Origin of the sequence: Kitasatospora sp. NPDC002040, assembly GCF_040296785.1 — a bacterium.
In the GTDB taxonomy this organism is placed as follows: domain Bacteria; phylum Actinomycetota; class Actinomycetes; order Streptomycetales; family Streptomycetaceae; genus Kitasatospora.
In genome coordinates this window covers 83,812-100,696 of sequence record NZ_JBEOXV010000008.1, presented here as the reverse complement: position 1 = coordinate 100,696, position 16,885 = coordinate 83,812, and the positions used below count along the sequence as shown (strand labels likewise).

The 16,885-nt window shown below is 72.9% G+C and carries 10 protein-coding genes; 9 read left to right on the top strand and 1 reads right to left on the bottom strand.

Annotated features, from left to right (window positions below; all coding sequences use genetic code 11):
* Positions 1-21: 21 nt before the first annotated feature.
* From lpdA to ABT118_RS19655, 9 genes are all read left to right on the top strand, one after another.
* Positions 22-1,410, top strand: a complete 1,389-nt coding sequence (gene lpdA, locus ABT118_RS19695) for a dihydrolipoyl dehydrogenase (RefSeq protein WP_350670050.1) — start codon at positions 22-24, stop codon at positions 1,408-1,410.
* 63 nt (positions 1,411-1,473) lie between these two features.
* Positions 1,474-3,225, top strand: coding sequence for a 2-oxoglutarate dehydrogenase, E2 component, dihydrolipoamide succinyltransferase (sucB, locus tag ABT118_RS19690; protein WP_350670049.1), 1,752 nt, complete (start codon positions 1,474-1,476; stop codon positions 3,223-3,225).
* A 172-nt stretch (positions 3,226-3,397) separates the two neighbouring features.
* Entirely contained in the window at positions 3,398-4,780 is a 1,383-nt protein-coding gene (locus ABT118_RS19685; RefSeq protein ID WP_350670048.1) for an esterase/lipase family protein, read from the top strand.
* Entirely contained in the window at positions 4,773-9,776 is a 5,004-nt protein-coding gene (locus ABT118_RS19680; RefSeq protein WP_350670047.1) for a hypothetical protein, read from the top strand. Before ABT118_RS19685 ends, ABT118_RS19680 begins: the two co-directional genes overlap by 8 nt.
* Positions 9,773-10,471, top strand: coding sequence for a CHAT domain-containing protein (locus ABT118_RS19675; RefSeq protein ID WP_350670046.1), 699 nt, complete (start codon positions 9,773-9,775; stop codon positions 10,469-10,471). Before ABT118_RS19680 ends, ABT118_RS19675 begins: the two co-directional genes overlap by 4 nt.
* 73 nt (positions 10,472-10,544) lie before the next feature.
* Positions 10,545-11,060, top strand: a complete 516-nt coding sequence (locus ABT118_RS19670) for a DUF4240 domain-containing protein (RefSeq protein WP_350670045.1) — start codon at positions 10,545-10,547, stop codon at positions 11,058-11,060.
* A 158-nt stretch (positions 11,061-11,218) separates the two neighbouring features.
* A complete protein-coding gene (locus ABT118_RS19665; RefSeq protein ID WP_350670044.1) occupies positions 11,219-12,223 on the top strand; it encodes a Gfo/Idh/MocA family protein in 1,005 nt (334 codons plus the stop codon).
* The gene (locus ABT118_RS19660) at positions 12,220-14,712 is read left to right on the top strand and encodes an ATP-grasp domain-containing protein (RefSeq protein ID WP_350670043.1); all 2,493 of its coding nucleotides are present in this window, start codon (positions 12,220-12,222) and stop codon (positions 14,710-14,712) included. The genes ABT118_RS19665 and ABT118_RS19660 overlap by 4 nt, the downstream gene beginning before the upstream one ends.
* Positions 14,705-16,003, top strand: a complete 1,299-nt coding sequence (locus tag ABT118_RS19655; RefSeq protein ID WP_350670042.1) for an MFS transporter — start codon at positions 14,705-14,707, stop codon at positions 16,001-16,003. The genes ABT118_RS19660 and ABT118_RS19655 overlap by 8 nt, the downstream gene beginning before the upstream one ends.
* On the opposite strand, the gene ABT118_RS19650 is transcribed toward ABT118_RS19655, so the two are convergent.
* Complete coding sequence (locus ABT118_RS19650; RefSeq protein WP_350670041.1) at positions 15,969-16,859, bottom strand: DMT family transporter; 891 nt, start codon at positions 16,857-16,859, stop codon at positions 15,969-15,971. The genes ABT118_RS19655 and ABT118_RS19650 overlap by 35 nt on opposite strands.
* Between the last annotated feature and the right edge of the window lie 26 nt (positions 16,860-16,885).

The window sequence follows — 16,885 nt, the reverse complement described above, 5'->3', positions numbered from 1 at the left end:
CCTTTGCATGGAGGACGTGACGTGGCGAACGACGCCAGCACCGTTTTCGACGTAGTCATTCTCGGAGGCGGAAGCGGCGGTTACGCCGCGGCGCTCCGTGCAGCGCAGCTGGGTCTGAGCGTTGCGCTGATCGAGAAGGGTGAGCTGGGCGGCACCTGCCTGCACCGCGGCTGCATCCCGACCAAGGCCCTGCTGCACGCGGCCGAGATCGCCGACGAGACCAAGGAAGCCGCCGAGTTCGGCGTCCTGGCCACGTTCCAGGGCATCGACATCAACGGCGTCCACAAGTACAAGGACGACGTGATCGCCGGCCTGTACAAGGGCCTGCAGGGCCTGGTGGCCTCCCGCAAGGTCACCTTCATCCAGGGCGAGGGCCGGCTCTCCTCGCAGACCTCGGTGGACGTCAACGGCCAGCGGGTGGAGGGTCGTCACATCGTCCTCGCCACCGGCTCGGTGCCGAAGTCGCTCCCCGGCCTGAACATCGACGGCGACCGCGTGATCTCCTCGGACCACGCGCTCAAGCTCGACCGGATCCCGAAGTCGGCCGTCATCCTCGGCGGCGGCGTGATCGGCGTCGAGTTCGCCTCGGTCTGGAAGTCGTTCGGCGTCGACGTCACCATCGTCGAGGGCCTGCCGCACCTGGCCCCGCTGGAGGACGAGAACTCCTCCAAGCTGCTGGAGCGCGCCTTCCGCAAGCGCGGCATCAAGTTCGAGCTGAAGGCCCGCTTCTCCGGTGTCGAGTACACCGCCGACGGCGTCCGGGTCTCCACCGAGAACGGCAAGCAGATCGACGCCGAGCTGCTGCTCGTCGCCATCGGCCGCGGCCCGGTCTCGGCCGGTCTCGGCTACGAGGAGGCCGGGGTCGCAATGGACCGCGGCTACGTCCTGGTCGACGAGTACATGCGCACCAACGTGCCGACCATCTCGGCCGTCGGCGACCTGGTCCCGACCCTCCAGCTGGCCCACGTCGGCTTCGCCGAGGGCATCCTGGTCGCCGAGCGGCTGGCCGGCCTCAAGGCCGTGCCGATCGACTACGACGGCGTGCCGCGGGTCACCTACTGCAACCCGGAGGTGGCCTCCGTCGGCATCACCGAGGCCAAGGCCGTCGAGCTGTACGGCAAGGACAAGGTCGTCACGCTCAAGTACAACCTGGCCGGCAACGGCAAGAGCAAGATCCTCAAGACCGCCGGCGAGATCAAGCTGGTCCAGGTCAAGGACGGCGCCGTGGTGGGTGTCCACATGGTCGGCGCCCGCATGGGTGAGCAGGTCGGCGAAGCCCAGCTGATCTACAACTGGGAGGCGCTGCCCGCCGAGGTCGCGCAGCTCATCCACGCGCACCCGTCGCAGTCCGAGGCGCTCGGCGAGGCGCACCTGGCGCTGGCCGGCAAGGCTCTGCACGCGCACGACTGATCGCGCTCGTCCCGGCAGTCCATCCATTCCTGTACGCAAGACTTGATAGGAGTCGCTGAAACCATGGCGGTCTCAGTAACACTGCCCGCGCTGGGCGAGAGCGTTTCCGAAGGCACCGTCACCCGCTGGCTGAAGGCCGAGGGTGACCGGGTCGAGGTCGACGAGCCGCTGCTCGAGGTCTCGACCGACAAGGTCGACACCGAGATCCCGGCGCCGGTCTCCGGCATCCTGGCCTCGATCAAGGTCGGCGAGGACGAGACCGTCGCGGTCGGCGCCGAGCTGGCCATCATCGACGACGGCTCCGGTGCGCCGGTCGCCGCCGCCGCTCCGGTCGCGGAGGCCGCCCCGGCCGCCCCCGCCCCGGTCGCCGAGGCGCCCGCCGCCGCGCCGGCCCCCGTGGCCGCCGCTCCGGCCGCTGCCGCCCCCGCCGCCGCCGACGCCACCCCGGTGCTGCTCCCCGCCCTGGGCGAGTCGGTCGCCGAGGGCACCGTCACCCGCTGGCTCAAGGCCGAGGGCGACACCATCGAGATCGACGAGCCGCTGCTCGAGGTCTCCACGGACAAGGTCGACACCGAGATCCCGTCGCCGGTCGCCGGCGTCCTGGTGAAGATCCTGGTCGGCGAGGACGAAACCGCCCTGGTCGGCGCGCAGCTCGCGCTGATCGGTGCGGCGGGTGCGGCTCCGGCCGCCGCCGCTGCTCCGGCCGCCCCGGCCCCGGCTCCCGTGGTCGAGGCTCCGGCCCCGGTCGCCGCCCCCGCCCCGGTCGCCGCCCCGGCTCCGGTCGCCGCACCGGCCCCCGTGGCCGCTGCTCCGGCCGCGCCGGTCGCCGCTCCGGCTCCGGCTCCCGTGGCTGCTCCGGCCCCGGTCGCCGCTGCCGCTCCGGTCGCCGACGGCTCCGACGCCTACGTCACCCCGCTGGTCCGCAAGCTCGCGGCCGAGCAGGGTGTCGCGCTCTCCTCCGTCACCGGCACCGGTGTCGGCGGGCGCATCCGCAAGCAGGACGTCATCGCCGCCGCCGAGGCCGCGAAGGCCGTCCCGGCCCCGGTGGCCGCTCCGGCCGCCGCCGCGCCGAAGGCCGCCGCCGCCCCGTCCCCGCTGCGCGGGCAGACGGTCAAGATGACCCGCATGCGCAAGGTCATCGGCGACAACATGCTGAAGGCCCTGCACGAGCAGGCCCAGCTGACCACCGTGGTCGAGGTCGACGTCACCAAGGTGATGGCGCTGCGCGGCCGGGCCAAGGAGTCCTTCCTGGCCCGCGAGGGCGTCAAGCTCTCGCCGATGCCGTTCTTCGTCAAGGCCGCGGCCCAGGCGCTGAAGACCAACCCGGTCATCAACGCCCGGATCAACGACGCCGAGGGCACCATCACCTACTTCGACTCCGAGAACATCGGCATCGCCGTGGACTCGGAGAAGGGCCTGATGACCCCGGTCATCAAGGGTGCGGGCGACCTCAACCTGGCCGGCATCTCGAAGAAGACCGCCGAGCTGGCCGGCAAGGTCCGCAGCAACAAGATCAGCCCGGACGAGCTGTCCGGCGCCACCTTCACCATCAGCAACACCGGCTCGCGCGGTGCGCTGTTCGACACCGTGGTCGTGCCGCCGAACCAGGCCGCCATCCTCGGCATCGGCGCCACCGTCAAGCGCCCGGTCGTGATCGAGGCCGACGGCGGCACCGCCATCGGCATCCGTGACATGACCTACCTCTCGCTCTCCTACGACCACCGCCTGGTGGACGGCGCCGACGCCGCCCGCTACCTGGTGGCCGTCAAGGAGATCCTGGAGGCCGGCGAGTTCGAGGTCGAGCTCGGCCTGTAGTCCCCGCTCCACCCCTCGGTGCCCCGCCCGGTCCTCGGACCCGGCGGGGCACCGTCGTTTCCGGCGCCGTTCCGCCGCTTGCCGGGCCCGGCCGACGGCTCCGGTAGTGTGATCCGACCGTTCCGGTGCCAACTCCCGAGCGGTACAGGCACATTCGAGGGGCGGACGAATCGTGGCACGCGTGCAGGTGAACGACCTGGTGGTGGTGGTCCCCGGGATCATGGGCAGCCGGCTGGCAGACCGGGACGGGAAACCGGTCTGGAACCTCTCCGGCCCGGCCGCCCTGCGCGGCCTCCGGGCCTTCGCGGGCCTGGCTCCCCGGCTGTCCGTCGGCCCGGACGGCGAGGACGGTGGGGTCCGGGCGGTCGGCCTGATGCGCGACCTGCACGTGCTGCCCGGGGTGTGGACCCCCGTCGACGGCTACGACGGGCTGACCACCTGGTTGCAGCAGAAGTTCACCCTGACCGCGCGGACCGCCGGGCTGCCCGCCGGACTCCCGGTCAACCTGGTCGAGTTCGCCTACGACTGGCGGCTCTCCTGCCGGGTCAACTCCGCCCGGCTGGCCACCCGGGTCGCCCGGGAACTGGAGCTCTGGCGGGGCTCCGCGCCCGAACGGCGGGAGGCCCGGGTGGTGTTCGTCTGCCACTCGATGGGCGGCCTGATCGCCCGGCACTACGTCGCCCACCGCGGCGGCTGGGAGGTGACCCGGCGTCTGATCACGCTCGGCACCCCGCACCGGGGCTCGCTGGACGCACTGCTGCGGCTGGTGAACGGCCTCGCGAAGCCGTGGCTGCCGTCGGCCCTGTCGCTGACCGCGTTCGCCCGCAGCCTGCCCTCGCTGCACGAGCTGCTCCCCGGGTACGCCTGCCTGCCGGGCCCGGACGGGACGCTGCTGCGCCCGGAGGAGGTCACCGGGCTGCCCGGGGTGGACCTGGAGCTGCTGGCGGCGGCCGGCCTGCTCCACCGGGAGATCGCCGCGGGCGGGCCGGCGGAGCTGATCCCGTTCACCGGGGTACGGCAGCCGACCCCGACCACGGCGGAGTGGGACGGCGAGCGCCTGGTGCCGCTGCTCACCATCGGCGGGCAGGACGAGGGCGGCGACGGCACCGTCCCCCGGCTGGCCGGGACACCGGTGGAGTTCCCGGATGCGCTGGTGCGCACGCCGCGCGAGAAGCACGGCTCACTGCAGAACCACCGGTCCGTCCGGGACGAGCTGTGGGGCCTGCTCGGCCCCGAGCGCCCGACCCACCGGGGCGAGCACGGGGACGTCGAACTGGCCGTCTCCGCACCCGACCTGGTGGACCCCGGGGAGCCGTACCCCGTGACGGTCAGCACCGGCCGGGACGACCTCGCCGTCACGGTCACCCTGACGGCGGTGGGCGGCGGTGCGGCGGTGCGGCGGACGATGGGCAACCGGGGCGGCGGGCGGTACGGGACCGTGTTCGAGCGGCCGGCCCCCGGGGCGTACCGGGCGGTGGCTGCGGCCGAGGGGTACACCGACTCGGCGGTCACCTCGCTGGTGCTGGTCGGCGGGGAGGCGGACGGCGATGCGTGAAGGCACCATGGTCGGAATCGCGTTCGACACCTACGAGCACTTCCCCCGGCTGCCGAACGCGGTGCAGCAGGTCCGCGAACTCGGCGAACTGGCGGGTGAGTTCGAGTACCGGGTGGATATCGGGGAGAACCTGGCGCTGGACCGGGTGCGGAGCCGGCTCAAGGAGTGGCGGACGGAGTGGCGGCGGGACGGGGCCAACGGTCCGGTGCTGGTCGCCTGGTCGGGGCACGGCACCGTCCGGGAGCCGGGCGGACTGCGGCTGGTCGCGGCCGACACCGAGAGCGGGCAGGCGCTCGGCGAGACGTACGCGCCGGGCGAGCTGGCCGAGGAGGTGCTGCGGTCCGGCGCCCACCAGGCGCTGCTGCTGATCGACACCTGCCATGCCGGGGCGGGCTCGACCGAGGTGGTGCAGGAGGCGATCCGGGACCATGACCTGCGCACCCTGGCGCAGGGTCAGGACCTGTGGCTGGGCGTGCTGGCCAGCTGCCGGGCCCGGGAGCAGGCGGACGGGCGCGGAGTGCTGCTGGAGGCCGTCCTGGAGGTGCTGCGGGACGGTCCGGCGCCGGGGCCGTACCGGCGGGCGTGGAGCGTACGGAACGAGGGCGTGACCGGGCAGGCGCTGGCGGAGGCGGTGCAGGCCGGCTGGACGGAGGAGGGGCAGCGGCCGGCGTACACCGCCACCGGCGTGCCCCGGGTGATGTTCCGGAACCCGCGCTGGCAGCCGGCGGCCCGGCCCGCCCTGGTGGAGCACCTGGTACTGGCCGCGAAGGGGGCGGACCCCACCGAGGAGTCCTGGCTGTTCCACGGCCGGCAGCGGGTGCTGGGCGAGCTGGTCACCTGGATGGGCGGGGACCGGCCCGGACTCCGGCTGGTGACCGGGAGCGCCGGGTGCGGGAAGTCGGCGGTGCTGGGACGGCTCGCGACGCTCTCCGATCCGCAGCAGCGCACCGAGGTGCTCAAGCACCTCCCGCTGGCGCCAGGCGATCCGGACCCCGGAGCGGGGAGCGTGGCGGTCACCGTCCACCTGCGCGGGCTGACGGCGCTTCAGGCCGCGGCGGCGGTGGCGGAGCAGCGGGGTCTGGGCGATCCCCGGACGGTGTCCGAGCTGGTGGCGTGGCTGGAGCTGGACGTCCGGGGGGACGAGCGCCCGCCGGTGCTGCTCTTCGACGGGCTGGACGAGGTCGGGCCGGGCGAGATCAGCCCGATGGTCGAGCTGCTGGAGCCGCTGGCCCGGATCGGGCTGGTGCTGGTGAGCCTGCGCAGCAGTGCCTTCCAGCGGGGCGAGCAGTGGAAGGACGCGCTCGAACGGCTGCGGCTGGCCCGTCCGGAGGAGATCGACCTGGACCAGGAGCAGGACACGGCGGAGGACATCGCCGGACACCTGGAACTGCGGCTGCGGGCAGACGGCATGACGGGCAATCAGGCTGTGGCAGCGGCCCGACTGCTGGGCGACCGGGCGGTCGCGAGCGGGGGCGGGTTCCTGTTCGCGCGCCTGGTGGGGCCGGTGGTCGCCCAGCGGCTGTCCGGGCAGGAGCCGGCCGGGTGGGTCGAGGAGTTGCCGACCACGGTGGCGGCCGCGTTCGATGCCGCTGTCGACGCGCTGGAGGTGCGGCGGCGGGGGGACGGTACTGCGGTTCCGCAGGCGGGGCGGGTGCTGCTGACCGCGCTGGCCTGGGCGTTCGGTCGGGGACTGCCGGCGGACGGGGTGTGGGAGGCCGTCGCGGGGGCACTGGATCCGACCGGGGAGACATACGGAACCAAGGATGTGGACTGGGCGCTGGAGGCGCTCGGCCGGTTCATCGTGGAGGACACCAGCGGCGGGGTGGCGGTCTACCGGCTGTACCACCAGGAGTTCATCGATCACCTGGCCGGATCGTTCAACGAGCGTGCGGTCCAGGCCCGTTGGGCGGGGCCCGCTCGGGCGGCGACGGAGTCGCTCGGGGAACTGGCGGCCGCGCGACTCACGGGGGAGGGCTCACACCGGGCGGGGGACTTCTACCTGCGGCGGTATCTGGCCGAGCATGCCGGGCTCGGGGACGGGGCGGGGATCCCGGGCCTACGGGCGCTCAACGAGCGGGACAGTGAGACCTTCCGGTCGACTCTCGCCCAAGCCCTCAACCGGCTCGGGGCGACCAGGGCGACCCGCGGGGAGCGGCTGACTGCCGGGGCGCCCGCGCTGGAGGCGGTCGAGCACTACCGCGGCCTCACCGCCGAAGATCCCGAGGCTTTCCTCCCTGACCTCGCCGACGCCCTCCACAACCTGGCCGCCACGCAGGCGGCGCTCGGCGACCGCGACAACGCCCTCGCCACCATCACCGAAGCCGTCACCATCCGCCGCCACCTCGCCGCCACCAACCCCCAAGCCTTCCTCCCCGACCTCGCCATGTCCCTCAACAACCTGGCCGCCGCGCAGGGTGAGCTCGGCGACCGCCACAACGCCCTCGCGACCATCACCGAAGCCGTCAAGCACTACCGCGACCTCGCCACCACCAACCCCCAAGCCTTCCTCCCCAACCTCGCCATGTCCCTCAACAACCTCACCGGTGCGCAGGCGGCGCTCGGCGACCGCCACAACGCTCTCGCCACCATCACCGAAGCCGTCACCATCCGGCGCGACCTCGCCACCACCAACCCCCAGGCCTTCCTCCCCGACCTCGCCATGTCCCTCAACAACCTGGCCGCCGCGCAGGGTGAGCTCGGCGACCGCCACAACGCCCTCGCCACCATCACCGAAGCCGTCAAGCACTACCGCAACCTCACCACCACCAACCCCCAAGCCTTCCTCCCCAACCTCGCAAGCGCCCTCACCAACCTGGCCGCCGCGCAGAGTGACCTCGGCGACCGCCACAACGCCCTCGCCACCATCACCGAAGCCGTCAAGCACTACCGCAACCTCACCACCACCAACCCCCAAGCCTTCCTCCCCGACCTCGCAAGCGCCCTCAACAACCTCGCCAACCGCCAGGCCGCGCTCGGCGACCGCCACAACGCCCTCGCCACCGTCACCGAAGCCGTCACCATCCAACGCGACCTCGCCGCCACCAACCCCCAGGCTTTCCTCCCCAACCTCGCAGGCTTCCTCAACAACCTCGCCAACCGCCAGGCCGCGCTCGGCGACCGCCACAACGCCCTCGCCACCATCACCGAAGCCGTCAAGCACTACCGCAACCTCACCACCACCAACCCCCAAGCCTTCCTCCCCAACCTCGCCATGTCCCTCAACAACCTCGCCAATTACCGGGCCGCGCTCGGCAACCACCATGACGCCCTCGCCACCGTCACCGAAGCCGTCACCATCCGCCGCAACCTCGCCGCCACCAACCCCCAGGCTTTCCTCCCCAACCTCGCAGGCTCTCTCAACAACCTCGCCAACCGCCAGGCCGCGGTCGGCAACCACCATGACGCCCTCGCCACCATCACCGAAGCCGTCAAGCACTACCGCAACCTCACCACCACCAACCCCCAGGCTTTCCTCCCCGACCTCGCAAGCGCCCTCAACAGCCTCGCCTCCGCGCAGAGTGACCTCGGCGACCGCCACAACGCTCTCGCCACGATCACCGAAGCCGTCACCATCCGCCGCAACCTCGCCACCACCAACCCCCAAGCCTTCCTCCCCAACCTCGCCATGTCCCTCAACAACCTCGCCAACCGCCAGGCCTCGCTCGGCAACCACCATGACGCCCTCGCCACCATCACCGAAGCCGTCAAGCACTACCGCAACCTCACCACCACCAACCCCCAGGCTTTCCTCCCCGACCTCGCAAGTTCCCTCAACAACCTCTCCTCCGCACAGGCGGCGCTCGGCGACCGCCACAACGCCCTCGCCACCATCACCGAAGCCGTCACCATCCGCCGCGACCTCACCACCACCAACCCCCAAGCCTTCCTCCCCGACCTCGCAAGCGCCCTCAACAACCTCTCCAGCCAGCACATCGCCGCCGGAACGCCCACAGCGGCCCTTCCCCATTTCGATCGGTGCATCTCCCAACTGGCCGGCCACCCCCTCGCGGTCGCCCGGCTCACCCTCGCCCTCGCATCGCACAACATCCGTTCCGACAACCAGCGTTCAGGTGTCCGACAAGCCCTCGACCTGCTCAGTGACACTGCGGAGGTCCAGCTCACACCGGAGCTCCGACACCGTTGCCACACGCTGCTCCGCGACCTGGCAGCGGAGTCCGGCGAGCTGCTCTCCCTCGTCGCCGAGGAGTGGGCGGCCACCGCCCCCAGCGCACTGCCGCCCTGGCTCACCGTGTCCCCCGGTGACCTCGAGCTGGTCCGTTCCTGGGTCAACCTCCCCTCGTGGTCCGCTCGGCGCGACTTCTACTCAGAGCACACAACTGCCCTGCGGGGCTTGGACCTTCCGACCGCCGTCGAGGAGTCAGGGCCGCTCCCGCCCGAGTTCGTGCAGTTCCTGGTCGCCCTGCTCCACCGAGCTGCCGCCGAAGGCCCCGAGGCCGCCTTCCGCCGGCAGATCCTGCAAGAGCTGGCCGTCGACTGGCTGAACACCCCCGACTGGCCCGCCTCCCAGGACTTCCTGGAGCGTCACCGGACCGAGCTGCTCGCCCCGGGCGCCGCCGAGCTGCTGGACTTGGAGGACGAGGAGGAGGACCTCGACGTCCGGCTCCACCTGGCGATCCTCCATCTGGCGGCCGAGACCGACGTCCCCACCGCCTACCGGGCGCTGGCCGACCGGGCCACCCTCCACGCCCGCCTCCGGCAGGCCCTGGCCGCTCCCGACCCGACCGCCCTCCGCCACTGCGCCGCCATCGAACTCGCCGTCTACCGCGACGAGTTCGCCGCTGCCGGCCACCGCCTGATGGCCGACGCCCTGACCGACGCCCCGCTCCCCGCCGCCGACCCCGGCCTCGCCACCACCGACCCCGGTGCCCGGAACGCCGCGCTCGCCGAGGTGGCGGAGCTGATCCGCCGGCACCCCGTCCACGCCGCCGGCCTGGGAAAGTTGCTGCACCTCCTGCTGCCGCCCGCCACGGAGTGAGCGGATCCGTCCTGGTCGTGCAGTCGGCGGCCCGTCAGCTGCCACCGCTCCGGCTGGACGAGGAGCTGCGGAACATCCAGCAGGCCCTGCGCGGTGCCCGCTACCGCGCTGCCCTGCGGATCCGGGTGGTCCCGGCGGCCCGGCTGGAGGACCTCACCGGGGCCCTGCGGGAGGAGATCCCGACCGTCCTGCACGTCTCCGGGCGAGCGGACGGCAACGGCAACCTGCTGTTCGCCACCGACGACGGCGGCCACGCCCCGCTGCACTCGCCCGGGCTGCTGAAGCTGATCGACGGTTTCGCCACCCCCGATCTGCTCGCGGTGGTCCTGAACACCTGTCACAGCGCGCCGCTCGCCACCGAGCTCGCCGAACGGGTCGGGTGCGCGATCGGTACCGACGGCCTGCTGGACGACACCGACGCCGCCAGGTTCGCCTCGGAGTTCTACCGCAACATCGGGGCCGGCCAGTCCGTCGGCCAGGCGCACCTGCTGGCGGAGGCGTTCCTGGAGGCCAACGACTCCACCTCCCGCCCCCTCCCCCGGCTCCACCTCGGCGCGAACGCGATCCCGGCCGCCGCCATCCTCCCGGTCGGGTCGGAGTACCGGGTGCCGCCGCAGAGCGACCCGGTGAAGCCCCGGGGGAGCAACCTCTGGCAGCGGCTGCGCGCGCCGCGGCTGCCCCCGGGGTCGCACTGACGGCCGAGCGACGCGCCTGGCGGGGCGGGCAACACGTGCGCTCGTGGGCTTGACCGGCGATGCTGGAGCGGTGATGTACGAGACGGACTTCTGGCAACTGATCGACGAGACCAGGGACGCGGCCGAGGGCGATCCGGACGACCAGGCCGAGGCGCTGGTGGAGCGGCTCGCGCAGCTGACGCCGGATGACGTGGTGGACTTCGCCCGGCTGTTCGAGGCGCGGTTCCAGCGCGCCTACCGGTACGACCTGTGGGCGGCGGCGTACCTGCTGCTGGACGGGGCCTCGGAGGACACCTTCGACTTCTTCCGGTGCTGGCTGATCGGCCAGGGCCGGGAGGTGTTCGAGGGGGCGGTGCACCAGCCGGACGACCTGGCGGAGCTGGTGCCGGACTTCGACGAGGAGGAGGACGGCGACGCCGAGGACCTCGGCTACGCCGCCGACGAGGCGCACGAGCAGCTGACCGGGCTGCCGCTGCCGGATCTGGGCACCCCGCAGCCCCGACGGCCCGAGGGCGACAGCTTCGACTTCGAGGACACGGACGAGATGGCGAAGCGCTTCCCGAAGCTCTGGGAGCTCTACGGGGGCTGACAGCACCTCAGTGGCCTGAGTGGTCCGGGCAGCTCCACCGGTAGTGGTCTGGAGCATGACCTGACACATTCGCAGACTTGTGGCATATCCGTTGGAGATCCGGGCACTACCGTGCACGGACCCTGGGTGAGCCGGAAGCGGGGGCCACTGTGTCGGCGTTGAGTACCACCATCCCGGGTGGACGGGAGCGTCCGCCCACCGTGATCGTCGGCTACGGGCGGGCCGGCCGGGACCTGCACCACCACGCGCTGCGGTCGCTGTACGGGCCGGACTACACGGTCGCCGTGGTCGACCCGGCGCTGACCGAGGCGCAGCCCAGGACCGTGCTGCTGCCCTCGCTGCGGGCCGCGGTCGGGGAGTTCGGCCCCGAGGCGGTGTACCACGTCGCCACGCCGCCGCACGACCACCTGGCCTGCGTGGAGGAGCTGGTGGCGCTGGGCGCCCGCCGGATCATCCTGGAGAAGCCGATCGCGCCCACCTCGGCGGAGAGCCGCAAGCTGTGCGAGCTGGCGGGGCTGGCCACCATCCTGCCGGTCAGCGTCTGGCCGAACAGCCGGGTGACCGAGCGGGTCCGGCAGATCATCGCGGACGGCGAGATCGGCGAGCCGGTGGCGCTGTACATGGAGCAGAGCAAGCCGCGGTTCGGCCGGACGGGCTCCTCGGACTCGCACCGGACCGCCTTCGAGGTGGAGCTGCCGCACCAGGTGCTGCTGGCGCTGCACCTGGCCGGGGACGAGGCCCGGATCCTCTCCTCGCCGACCTGGGCGATGCCGCTGCCGGACCGCTCGGTGCCCGCGATGGGCGGGGCACTGCTCCGGCTGGAGCACACCGGCGGCATCATCAGCACCCTGCTGAGCGACCTGACCTCGCCGTCCCGGCGGCGGCACCTGCGGGTGACCGGGACCAGGGGCGAGGTGCTGGCCGACTTCCCGGTCTCCACCGACGACGCGTTCGGGCAGATCAGGATCTCCGGCCGCCCCGGCCGGGCGGTGATCGAGGACGCGCCGCTGACCAACTTCGTCGAGACCGCGTACGCGCACCTGCTCGACGGCGGTCCGCTGCCGCCGGCCGACCTGGCGCTGCACCACCACACCATCGAGCTGCTGGAGCAGGCCCGGGAGCGGGCCGTTCCGACGACCGTCGAGGAGCTGGCGACGTGGTGAGGATCGCCATCGTCGAACCGCGTTCCTCCGGCTACCAACTGGTTGATCGAGCAGCCGAGTTGGGGCACGAGGTGGTGGTGCTGACGGCCGGCCGGGGCGAGCGGAGGGTGCCGGACGTGCACCTGGCCCACGCCGCCCGGGTCGAGTCGGTCGACACCAACGACGACGCGGCCGTGCTGGCCCGGCTGCGGGCGCTGCACCGGCGGCGGCCGCTGGCCGCAGTGATCCCCGGCTTCGAGCACTACGTGCCGCTGGCCGCCGCGGCCGCCGCCGAGCTGGGGCTGCCCGGCCTGAGCCCGCGGACGGCGCTGGCGCTGCGGCACAAGCACGTCATGCGGAGCCTGGTCCGGGAGTACGGGCTGGACCAGCCGGCCTACGCGCTGGTCTCCACCCAGTGCGAACTCCCGGCGGCGATCGCCAGGCTGGGCCTGCCCTGCGTGATCAAGCCGGTCGACCAGTCGGGCAGTCTGAACGTGCACAAGGCCCGCACCGAGGCCGAGGCGGTCGAGGCGTTCCGCCGCATCCACGGGTACGGCACCGGCTACCTGGACCGGGCCGGGCTGCCGCTGGTGCTGGTCGAGGAGTACGTGGCCGGGCCGGAGTTCAGCGTGGAGGGGTACGTCGAGCACGGCACCGTGACGGTGCTCGGCGTGACCGCCAAGCAGCTCGGCCCCGAGCCGTTCTTCGTCGAGACCGGGCACCTCTTCCCGGCTGCGCTGGACGAGGACGTCCGGGCCGGGATCGAGCGGTACACCGTCCGGGCGGTCACCGCGCTCGGCCTCGAACTCGGGCCTTTCCATGCCGAGTTGAGGCTCTCCGAGCGGGGGCCGCTGCTGATGGAGGTGGCTGCCAGGCTGCCCGGGGACCGGATTCCCGACCTGCTCCGGCTGGCCGTCGGCGCCGACCTGTACGAGATCACCGTCCGCTCGCACCTCGGCCTGCCGTGCGCCCCCGCGCAGCCCGCCACGGGTGTCGGCCACGCCGGCATCCGGTTCTTCCTGCGTCCCGAACTCGACTCCTACCACCGGATGGTGGTCGATCCGGGCGTGTCCGCCGATCCACTGGTCCGGGAGGTCGGCGCCCTGATCGCGCCCGGCCGGCCGGTCCCTCCCCAGGGCAGCTCGTCCAGCCGCCTCGGCTACGCCATCGCGGCCGGACCGGACCCCCGGGCCACCACCGCCGCCCTCGATGCCGCCGAACTCGGCGTGCACTTCGAGCAGTTGACCACGGACCCCCGAACGGAGCCCGCCATCATGGGACGCCACGTCCTGATCCTGAACCGCTGGAACAACCGGTTCGCCGAGTACCACCGCTACCTGGACCACACGGTGGACCGGGTCAGCTACCTGACCACGGCGGCGGGCGCCGGGCCGCTCAGCGCGGAGCTGGCGGAGGAGATCCGGGTGGTCGCCGACCTGGCCGACCGGGTCGAGGTGGCGGCCGAGGCGCTCGAACTGTCGCTCAAGCACGGTCCGTTCACCCATGTGCTGGCCCTGTCGGAGTTCGACCTGGAGCTCGGCGCGGAGCTGCGCGAGCTGCTGAAGGTGCCCGGCAAGGGCGTCGAGGAGATCCGGCTGGTCCGGGACAAGGTGGTGATGAAGGCCGCCGTGGCCGCCGCCGGGCTGCGGGTGCCGGCCAACCGGGCGGTGGCCGCCGCCGAGGACGTCCGCGCCTTCGGGGCCGAGCACGGCTACCCGTTCGTGCTCAAGCCCCGGGCCGGGGCGGACAGCCAGGGCGTGTACGTGCTGGAGGACCCGGCGGCGGTCGAACGTGCGCTGGCGGACACGGCGCTGACGGACTTCCAGTGCGAGGAGTTCATCGACGGCAACCTGTACCAGGTGGACGGCGTGGTGTCCGGCGGCGTGCTGCGCACCATCCGCAGCTGGCGCTGCCTGGGCTCCTGCCTGGACTTCGCGGTCGGCTCCCCGTTCGGCTCGGTGGCCAACGACGACCCGGTGTTCGAGGCCCGGGTGGTCGCCTTCACCGAGGGCGTGCTGGCCGCGCTGCAGCTCACCGACGAGGTGTTCCACCTGGAGGTGTTCCGGGCCAACGGCTCGGACGAGCTGGTCTTCCTGGAGATCGGCGCCCGGGCGGGCGGCGGCCAGGTCCGGTTCGTCTGGGAGGAGGTGTACGGGCTCGACCTGATCGAGGCCTCGGTGCACGTCCAGCTCGGGATCGGGCGGACCTACCCGACCGCGGAGGTCGGCGGCGAGGTGGCCGGGTACCTGATGATGCCCGAACCGCCGGTGCGGCCCGCCGTGGTGCACCGGGTGGCCTCGCTCGCCGCCGCGATCCCCGAGCTGTACACCGAGGCGCTGCCGCCGGCCGGGACGGTGCTGGACGGCAACGGCGGCGCGGTGCACACGGCAGGGGCGTTCCGGTTCCGGGCCGACAGCTCCGCCCGGGTGCAGGCGGCGATCGAGACCGCGGTGAAGCTGTACGAGATCGACTGGTCCCCCGCCGCTGCGGCCGAGGTCTCCGGTGTCTGAGCCGGCGCCCGCGCCGGCCAGAGGGGGCGCGCTCTGGCGGCACGCGGACTTCCTCCGGCTGTGGGCCGGGCAGACGGTCGCGCTGTTCGGCGCCCAGGTCACCCTGCTGGCGCTGCCGTTGACGGCGATGGAGCTGCTGGACGCCTCCCCCGGCCAGCTCGGCCTGCTGAACGCGCTGGAGTACCTGCCGGTCGCCTGCGTCACCCTGCTCGCGGGCGTGCTGGCGGACCGGGTCCGGCGCCGCCCGCTGCTGATCGCGGCCAACCTGGGGCGGGCGCTGGTGCTGGCGTCGATCCCGGTGCTCGCCTGGGCCGGGCACCTGTCGATGGGGCTGCTGTACGCGGTCGCCTTCGTCACCGGCCTGTTCACGGCCCAGTTCGACGTGGCGTACCAGGCCTTCCTGCCGTCGCTGATCGAGCGGCGGCTGCTGGTCGAGGGCAACAGCAAGCTGCAGTCCAGCCAGTCGATCGCGCAGACCGCCGGGCAGGGACTGAGCGGGGTGCTGATCCAGCTGCTCACCGCCCCGGTGGCGATCGTGGTCAACTCGCTCGGCTACCTGGTCTCGGTGGCCTCGCTGCTGACGATCCGTACGCCGGAGCCGGTCCGGACCGGGCCCCGGCGCAGCGTCGCGGCGGAGATCGCCGAGGGCTTCCGGGTCACCATGGCGCAGCCGGTGCTGCGGGTGGTGATGGTCCAGTCGGCCTGGTTCAACCTGCTCTGGGACGTGGTGCTGGTGGTGGTGCCGATCTACGGCATCCGCGAGCTGGGGCTGAACGCGGCGGGGCTGGGCCTGGTGATCGCGGCGGGCAGCGTCGGGGCGTTCGGCGGCTCGCTGGTGGCCCGTCGGTTCGGGGCCAGGGTCGGCGCCGGGCGGGCGATGGCGGCCGGGATGCTGCTGGCCTGTGCCGCGCTGGTGCTGCTGCCGCTGGCGGGCGGGCCGACGGCGCTGGTGGTCGCGGTGCTGACGGTGGGTTACGTGCTGAACGGCTTCGGGATGACGGTCTTCAACGTGCACTCGGTGGCGCTGCGGCAGGCGCTGGTGGCGACCGAGCTGACCGGGCGGGTGAGCGCGACGTTCCGGTTCGTGGCCTTCGCGGTGATCCCGATCGGCGGGTTCACCGGCGGGCTGCTGGCGGAGTGGGTGGGCGCACGCGGGGCACTGCTGGTGGTGGTGGTCGGCCTGGTGGCCGGGGCGCTGGTCTTCTACGGCTCCCGTACGGTCCGGCTGGCCGACCCCACCGGCGTGGCGGACCCGGTCAGGCCTCCCGAGCCCGCGGCGGCGGGGCGCTGACGCCGTAGAGGACGGCGGCGCCGACCATCAGCGAGCCGAGCACGGCGGTCGGCTCCAGCCGGCCGGTGCCGAGGACCGGGCCGAGCAGGACGGCGGTGAGCGGGATGATGCCGGCGAACAGCCCGGCCCGGTCGACGCCGAGCAGGCCGATGCCCGCGTACCAGAGGAAGAAGGCGAGCGCGGTGACCACCAGGGTGAGGTAGGCCAGCGCCAGGCCCTCGGTCAGGGTGGGCACCCGGAGCGCGTCGGTGCCGTCGGTGACGGCGGCGGCCAGGCCGAGCATCGGGGCGGCGGCCAGGCAGGCCAGCCCGGACAGCCGGCGCGGGCCGAGGGCCGGCAGCAGGCCGACCGCGAGCAGCGAGAAGCAGCACTCGCAGGCCAGCGCACCGAGCGCGTACAGCAGGCCGGTGGCCGATCCGGAGCCGAAGGCCTGGATCACCATCACGCCCGCGGTGGTGACCACGGCGCAGAGCGCGATCCGGCCGGACGGCCGCCGGGCCGCCCCGAGCGGGCCGGCGATGGCGAGCACCACCGGTGCGGCGCCGACCACCGCGCCGACCGTGGACGGGTCGGCGTACTGGACCGCCTTGAGCAGGAACACGTTGAACCCGGCCATGCCGGTGGCGGCGAGCAGGGTGATTCTGGTCCACTGGGCCGCGGTGGGTCGCACGGCCGCGGTGGCGGTACGGTGGCCGACCAGCAGGAGCAGCAGCCCGGCCACCAGGTACCGCCAGGCCTGGCCGGAGAGCAGCGGGTAGTGGGTGAGCAGCGGGCTCACCGCGGCCGAGCTGCCGACGGTCACCATGGCGACACCGGCACAGAGGCTGCCGCGAAGCGTGCTTGCGTCAATGGGCATACGGAGAACCTAGGGCAGAGCGACCC